We start from the raw sequence: 6,902 nt of genomic DNA, 5'->3' as shown, positions 1-6,902 counted from the left end.
GGCTCAGGCTCAGGCTCAGGCTCAGGCTCAGGCTCAGGCTCAGGCTCAGGCTCAGGCTCAGGCTCAGGCTCAGGCTCAGGCTCAGGCTCAGGAATATCCGTTGATTCGGCGCTTACGGCAATCGCCGCATCTATATCGTCCGAGGGCTCGGGATCGGGTGCAAGAGATGCCTCGTCGCGAACATCCTCAATCACCGGATCGGAAGTCTCCGCAGCCTCTGCCGCAGCGCGCCGCGCGGCGCGGCGGCGCATATAGGCGGCGTGGCGCGACAGGGTCATTGGCACACCCCGACAGCCAGCCACGCGCCGGGGCGCGCAGCTTGCATCACAAGGGGCTTGGCCTGCCATGCCATATTCGGGATCTCCTGCCTGATCTGTCCGGTATGCCGTCTGAATCCGGCAATAATACGACGTAAAAACAATGATTGTATGCCCCGCGCCTTGGCTCAGAACCCCATCAGATTGGACCGGTCGACAGCCTCTTGCAGAAACGCCTCGCGCTCCGCGACCGGGCTCCAGCCCAACAGCGCCTTGGGCTTGGCATTGTCGAACCGCGCGTAATGCGCCCGTGATTTCCAATCGCGCAGCGACGCACGGATCACGCCGGGGCGGCGCAGCGCATGGGTCTTGAGCACGGATTTCACCGCATCCGCCGCCCAGAGCATCGTCAGGTTGCCCGAACTCACCCGGAGCCGCGCGCCAAGCCGCATGTGGATGGCGTTGAAATAACTGCGCGCCGAGGGCTGCACATCGCCCACGAGGTTGAACGATTGTCCCAGTGCGGCAGGGTTTTCCCCCATCCGGATCAGCCCGTCCGAGACATCGCCGATCAGAACGAAAGGCAGCGGATTGTCGCCCTCGCCCCAGAGCCGCACCGCCCCCGCGCCGTGCCAGCGCCCAATCCCCCAATGCTGCAGCGGCCCGCCGCGCCCAACCACGATGCCGGGCCGCGCAATGGTCAGCGGCAGGCCGCGCTCGCGCTGCATCTCCCACAGCCGCCGCTCGCATTCCGCCTTGGAGCGGGCATAGAGATTGCGGTCGCTCATTTCGCGGGCAAAGGGCGTGGACTCGGTGATCACCGCCCCCGGGTTAGACATGTCATATGAGGCAATCGTGCCGGTATAGACAAAGCGTCCCACCCCGGCCGCCAGCGCCGCCCGCGCGATCCGGTCCGAGACGCCGATATCGTTCTCCAGACAGTCCTCCCACGAGGTGCCAAGCGCGCGGGCGAGGTTATACACGACGTCGATCCCCTCCATCGCGCGGGTCAGTCCGTCCTCGTCGCGCAGGCTGACGGCGCAGGTCTCGACAGTCTCAGGCAGATCGTCGAACGGCCCATGCGCACCCCGCGACAGCACCCGCACGTCATGGCCTTGCGCCACCAGCGCGCGCGTCAGGTCGCGCCCCAGAAACCCGGTGCCGCCGATCACCAGCGCCGTGGGGCGCGGTGCGCGGCGTGGCTTGGAGAGGCTTACGCTCTCGCGCCCCTGATCCGGCATCAGCGCAATCGTCGCATCAATCGCCCGCATCACACCCTCGGCCGCCGCGCCGTCAAAGCGCGGATCGAGCGGGCGACCCTCCCGGATAGCCCCATAAAATTCCTCGAATAACCCTGTGAACCCAAGCGCATAGGGCGATTTTCGGTTCAATGACCCGACCTGCCGCGCGGCATTGCCCACGCCCTCGCGCAGATGCGCCCAGGCCCCGCCGATCTGCCGCAGGAACGGGTTGAGCACCAGATCGGCGGTGTTCTCGCGCTCCAACACCAACACATCCGCTGCATAATCCAGCCGCGCCAGCCCCGACGAGCCGCGCAATGTCAGCGAGCGGTCGTCAATGCTCTCGACCAGTTGCAGGTTGATCGCCAGATCGACCTCCCCCGCCTCTGCCGTGATCCGCCAGCCTTGCGCGCGCTCCCCCGCGCCGGGCAGGTGCACGGGCTTCGAGAGGTGCAGCCCCGTCACCGTCACGGGGCCAAAGAGATCCTGCGCAAAGGCAAAGAGATGCGGGCCAAGCTCGCGCAGCAGGTTCCCCGGCTCGCGCAGCATCCATAGCCCGAATGGGCCAGAGCGCAGCGGCCCCAGCGGAAAGGCCCAGGTGATCTCGGCGCTCGACACCCGCCCCAACACCCCCGCCGCGACCAGCGACTTGAGACGCTGATAGGCGGGCAGCCCGAGGAAATTATGCCCGGCGGCAACGTGGCACCCGGCAGCGCGCGCCGTCGCGGCCACGCTTGCCGCCTCCTCCCCCGACAGCGACACCGGCTTTTCCACCAGCACATGCAATCCGGCGGCCAGGCATTTGCGCGCAAGCGTGGCATGGCTGTCGGGCGGCGTCAGGATATGCACCGCCTCGACCTCTCCGCTCGCGATCAGATCGTCCAGATCGGTAAAGGCCCGCGCCCCATGCGCGCCCGCCAATCCCTCTGCCGCCGAGGCCGAGAGATCACAGACCGCCGCCAGCCGCGCGCCCGGTGTCAGCTTAAGTGCCGCCGCATGCCAGCCCGCGATATAGCCCGCGCCGACAAGCCCCACATTGATCGTCTTATCCGTCATTCAAAACCGCTCACTTGTATTCGATGATCCGCATCGCCGCCCCGCGCCGCTTGCGCAAGGCGTAGGTCAGCATGCCGATCAGGTTGGGAAATTTCGACAGGGTCAGAAAGACCCCGTGATGCAGCGCGGTGCCCGTCGCCATGCCCTCGCCGCGCAGCCCCTGCACCGTCTTGAGGTAAGAGAGCAGATAGGCCGCGAGGACCAGCACCAGCAGCGGCCACCACAAGACCAGCCCCGCAAGCGCCAGCACCGGCAGTCCGAGGCCATAGACCCATCCCCGCGCCCGCTCGCGCGCGAAATAGGCCGGATGCAGATCACCCACCTGCGCAAACCCGTGCCCCGAGCGCACCGCGCGCCGCCACCACTGGCCAAACCGCGTCATCGCAGCATCGTGCCGGGTCATCGGCAGGGGCAAGCGGCGCAGCCCCCACCCCGCCTTGCGCAGCCTTTGGCAAAACTCGTCATCCTCAGCGGCGATCACCTGCGCATCAAAGCCCCCGGCCTCGATATAGGCAGCACTCCGCACCATCATGTCGCCGCCGCAAGCCGTGATCTCGCCCGCCGGACGGTGCCATTCGTGATCGCAAAGCGCGTTGTAGACCGAGGCCTCGGGGGCGATTTCCGCCCGCCATCCGGTGACGAGGCCAAGACGCGGGTCCTCCTCCAAGGCAGCCAGCCCCGCCTCGATCCAGCCGGGCACGACCAAGCAATCGCCGTCGATGAATTGCACAATGTCGGGCGGCGTCTCGCCCAGCGCCTCGAACCCTTCATGCCGTGCCCGCGCGGCGGTGAAGGGCGTGGCGGGGTCGAGCGTCACCACCTCCGCGCCAGCCTCACGCGCCGCCGCGACGCTGCCATCGGTGGAGCCGCTATCGACATAGACGACGCGCCGCCCCGCCAGCGACGCGAGCGACGCCACCAGCCGCGCCCCCTCATTGCGCCCGATCAGCACTACGGCGAGGCTCATGCCCGCCCCTCCGGTCTCAGGGTTTGAGGCGGGGTGCCCTTGGCGTAGCCCTCAAACAGCTTGGCGAGCCATGCCGCCTCGCTGTCGGAGGCAAATTCGTCCACCACTTTCGCGCGCCCGGCCTCACCCATGCGGCGGCGCGCCTCCGGGTCTGCCAGCACCCGGGCGAGGGCCGCGCGCAGCGCCACCACGTCACCGGGCGGCACCAGCAGGCCGCTCTCTCCGTCCTCGACCAGGTCCGCCACGCCCGCGATGCGAGTCGTCACCACCGGCACGCGCGAGGCCAGCGCCTCCATCAGCACCACGGGCAGCCCTTCGGCAAAGCTTGGCAGGACCAGCGCCGTGGCCTCTCGCAGCAATTCCGCCACCTCGTCCTGCGACCTGTAGCCGACAAAATCCACATGATCCCCAAGGCCCGCCGCAAGCCTCTCCAAGGCTTCACGCTCCGGCCCGTCGCCGACCAGCGTCAGGCGCAGGTCGGGATACTCGGCGATCAAGCCCTGCAGGGCCTCCAGCAGCACCGGCACCCCCTTGACCGCCGCCAGCCGCCCGACGAACAGCAGATGCGCGGGCGCGTCCGGTCCCGGCCCGTCATAGCGCGCCGGATCGACCCCGCAATGCACGATATGCAGCTTGCGCCATTGCTCAGGGCTTGAAAACGCCATCGCCTGCGAGCGGGCGAAATGGCTGATACAGGCGACGAACCGCGCCCGCGCGATCTTTTCATCCAGCCGCCAGCGGTGCGGCTCATAGAAGATATCCGGCCCGTGCAGAGTGAAACTGTAGGGAATGCCCGACATTTCTGCGGCCAGCATCGCCACGGTGCAACTCGACTTGGCGATATGGTTGTGCAGATGCGTGAGGCCCCGCGCGCGCAGGTGCTGCGCCAGCACGGCGGCCTCGGCCAGATAGATGAACTGATACAGCGTCGGCCTGATCCCGCCGGGGCGTGTCCGCCAGGCCAGCCTAAGCGCGCGCAGCCACGCCCCCGGCCGGCGCCACGCCGCCAGATGTGCTCCAACAAGACGCCAGGACAGCGTCGCCTCCAACACGTGAAAGGTGCCCGCCGCCTCTGTCCGCTGCTCGGGGCCGGTGTGATGTTCCGCCCCGGTGCGGCGCATCGAACAGGTCTCGACCGTCAGCCCGCGCGCGCGCAACGCCGCCACCTCGCGTTGGATGAACGTATCGGTCGCGCGCGGATATTCGCCCGTCAGATAGGCGATCCGCAGGCTCATCCCCCGCTCTCCGTCGCACGCGCAAAGGTGCTGTCGAAATCGTCCTGCGGTGTCCAGTCCAGCGCCGCCTCCGCCGCCGCGATGTCATAGCGCAGGGGCCGCATCCGGGCGCGCAGGATCGCCGGACGCAACAGCCCCGGCAAGCGCGCACCAAGAGGCGACAGCAACATGGCCAGCGGCATCAGCAGCCGCCAGTTGAGCGGCAGCACTCGGCGCGGCCAGCCGGTGCGCCGCAGCGCCGCGACATAGCGCGTCCGCGTGGGCCGGTCCGGCCCCAGGATATTGAGCGCCCGACCCTCGCCCGGGGCCTCGGCGGCCAGCACGAAGGCGCGGGCGCAATCCGCCAATGAGACGACAGGCACCTCGCCGCCACGCTCCATCAGGATCAGCGTGCCGCCCGCTGCGGGGCCAAGATGCGCGGTCGTCACCCGACCGAGGCCGAGAATCGCACCGGGGCGCAGGATGGTATGACGCAAGCCGCTGCCCCGCAGCATCTCCTCCTGCGCCAGCTTGGCGCTTGCATAGGCGTCGCGGCGGTTGGGGCGGTCTTCCAGCGGCGTGGCCTCGGTCACGACACCCTTGGCATCCGCGCTGTAGACCGCGATGGAACTTGCCAGCACCAGACGGGGCGGCAAGGGCTGCGCCTGCATCGCCTCGATCACCCCACGCGTCGCCTCGATGGTGTCGCGCGCCTGCACCGCCACGTCGCCCGAGAGCGACCCGGCAAGATGGATCACGCAATCCACCCCATCGAGCGTGGGCAGCTCCCCGGATGCAAGGTCGCACTCGTCCCGGGTCAGCGCGCGCACCTCATGTCCGCGCGCCTGCGCCTCGTCCACGACGGCGCGGCCCAAAAAGCCGCCCGCCCCGGTGATCATCAGTGTCAGGCCCATGATGCTGCCTCCATCGGTTCGCATTTGCTTTGCATGACGTGCGCCCCTGCATCGCAGCCTGCGTTCTGAATGGCCAGTGTCACCTCGGTCAGATGCAGCGCCATGGCATTTGTCAGCCGACAGGCCCGGCCCTCGGCCAACGCCGCCAGCATCTCCACCGGGCCAAGCGCGAAATTCATCGACGCCGCCCCCCAACGGCCCACCTTGGGATGCGAGGCCCCGCGGGGCCGCAGACGCCGCCCGAACGGATGCTCCATCAAGCGCCGCCGCAGAATGAGCCGCCGGTGAAACCGCACCGGTGCGGCGTTGTTCCACGCCTCTTTCACCTGCAACACTCCGTCATCTCCGATCACCCGGATACGGTGATCATGCGGTGCCGCGATCGAACAGGTCAACCGGGCCACCGGGCCCTCCGCAAAAAACAGCGTCGCCACCGAGAAATCCGGCGTGCCGGTCGCGCCGGGCTTGTCGGGCAGCACCTCGGCCGAAGCGGCGACCACCCGCTCCACCGGGCCGAACATCGCGATGAGCCACGACAGGTAATAGCCCGCATGCTCCAGCGTGCAGCCGACGGCAAACTCGTCCGCATGCGGCCAGGGCGCGCCGCTTTCGCTATGCCATTTGGCAAAGGGGGCCTGCGGAATGAACCCGTCGTCAAGCTCTGCATAGACCAGGCGCGGCACACCCGCCACGCCGCGCCGCACCGCCGAGAGCAGAACCTGCGCCGCCTCGCCCAGCACCGAACAGGGGGCCGAGACCAGCATCAGCCCGCGCGCCGCCGCCAGATCATGCAGCGCCTGCGCCTGCGTCATTTCCATCGCCAGCGGCTTTTCGCAATAAACGTGATGTCCGGCCTCCAGACAGGCGCGGTTGATCTCGTAATGCGCCTCCGGGTTGGTGAGGTTCAGTACCACATCACCCGGCGCAAGCCGCGCCAGCAATGCTGCCAGACTGTCCTCGGCTTGCACTGCCCAATGCGCAGCAAATGCCACCTGCCGGGCAGCATCGCGATCATGCACCGCAACGACCGTCACCTCGGGATGCACAGCAAAGGAGCGCATGTAGAGATCGGCCACGAACCCGCAGCCGACAATCGCCACGCGCCCAACGGTAGCCGTACTGGCCATGCTCTCTGCCCCGTTCACCTGCATCATGGCTCCCGATAACCATAGGATCGTGTCAAGATTCAGACCATTCCCGCGTGCGTTCAATCCTTTACCAACCGTGTGATACACAAAAAACACACGGCCCGC

5 protein-coding genes and 1 pseudogene are annotated in these 6,902 nt (G+C 67.8%); all 6 read right to left on the bottom strand.

Annotation, left to right across the window (positions count from 1 at the left end; genetic code table 11):
* A pseudogene (locus Q0X85_RS06890) lies at positions 1–278 on the bottom strand (hypothetical protein); the annotation flags it as partial.
* A 167-nt stretch (positions 279–445) separates the two neighbouring features.
* Complete coding sequence (locus Q0X85_RS06885; RefSeq protein ID WP_297770787.1) at positions 446–2,554, bottom strand: NAD-dependent epimerase/dehydratase family protein; 2,109 nt, start codon at positions 2,552–2,554, stop codon at positions 446–448.
* 10 nt (positions 2,555–2,564) lie between these two features.
* Positions 2,565–3,521, bottom strand: coding sequence for a glycosyltransferase (locus Q0X85_RS06880; protein WP_297770783.1), 957 nt, complete (start codon positions 3,519–3,521; stop codon positions 2,565–2,567).
* The gene (locus Q0X85_RS06875; RefSeq protein WP_297770781.1) at positions 3,518–4,756 is read right to left on the bottom strand and encodes a glycosyltransferase family 4 protein; all 1,239 of its coding nucleotides are present in this window, start codon (positions 4,754–4,756) and stop codon (positions 3,518–3,520) included. The genes Q0X85_RS06880 and Q0X85_RS06875 overlap by 4 nt, the downstream gene beginning before the upstream one ends.
* On the bottom strand, positions 4,753–5,649 hold the full coding sequence (locus Q0X85_RS06870) for an NAD(P)-dependent oxidoreductase (protein WP_297770778.1): 897 nt from the start codon (positions 5,647–5,649) through the stop codon (positions 4,753–4,755). The genes Q0X85_RS06875 and Q0X85_RS06870 overlap by 4 nt, the downstream gene beginning before the upstream one ends.
* A complete protein-coding gene (locus tag Q0X85_RS06865) occupies positions 5,640–6,776 on the bottom strand; it encodes a Gfo/Idh/MocA family oxidoreductase (protein WP_297770774.1) in 1,137 nt (378 codons plus the stop codon). The genes Q0X85_RS06870 and Q0X85_RS06865 overlap by 10 nt, the downstream gene beginning before the upstream one ends.
* Positions 6,777–6,902 lie beyond the last annotated feature (126 nt).

Source organism: uncultured Roseovarius sp. (assembly GCF_947259555.1).
GTDB lineage: Bacteria > Pseudomonadota > Alphaproteobacteria > Rhodobacterales > Rhodobacteraceae > Roseovarius.
The sequence above is the reverse complement of the archived record's forward strand: the minus strand, read 5'-3'. Positions and strand labels throughout refer to the sequence as shown.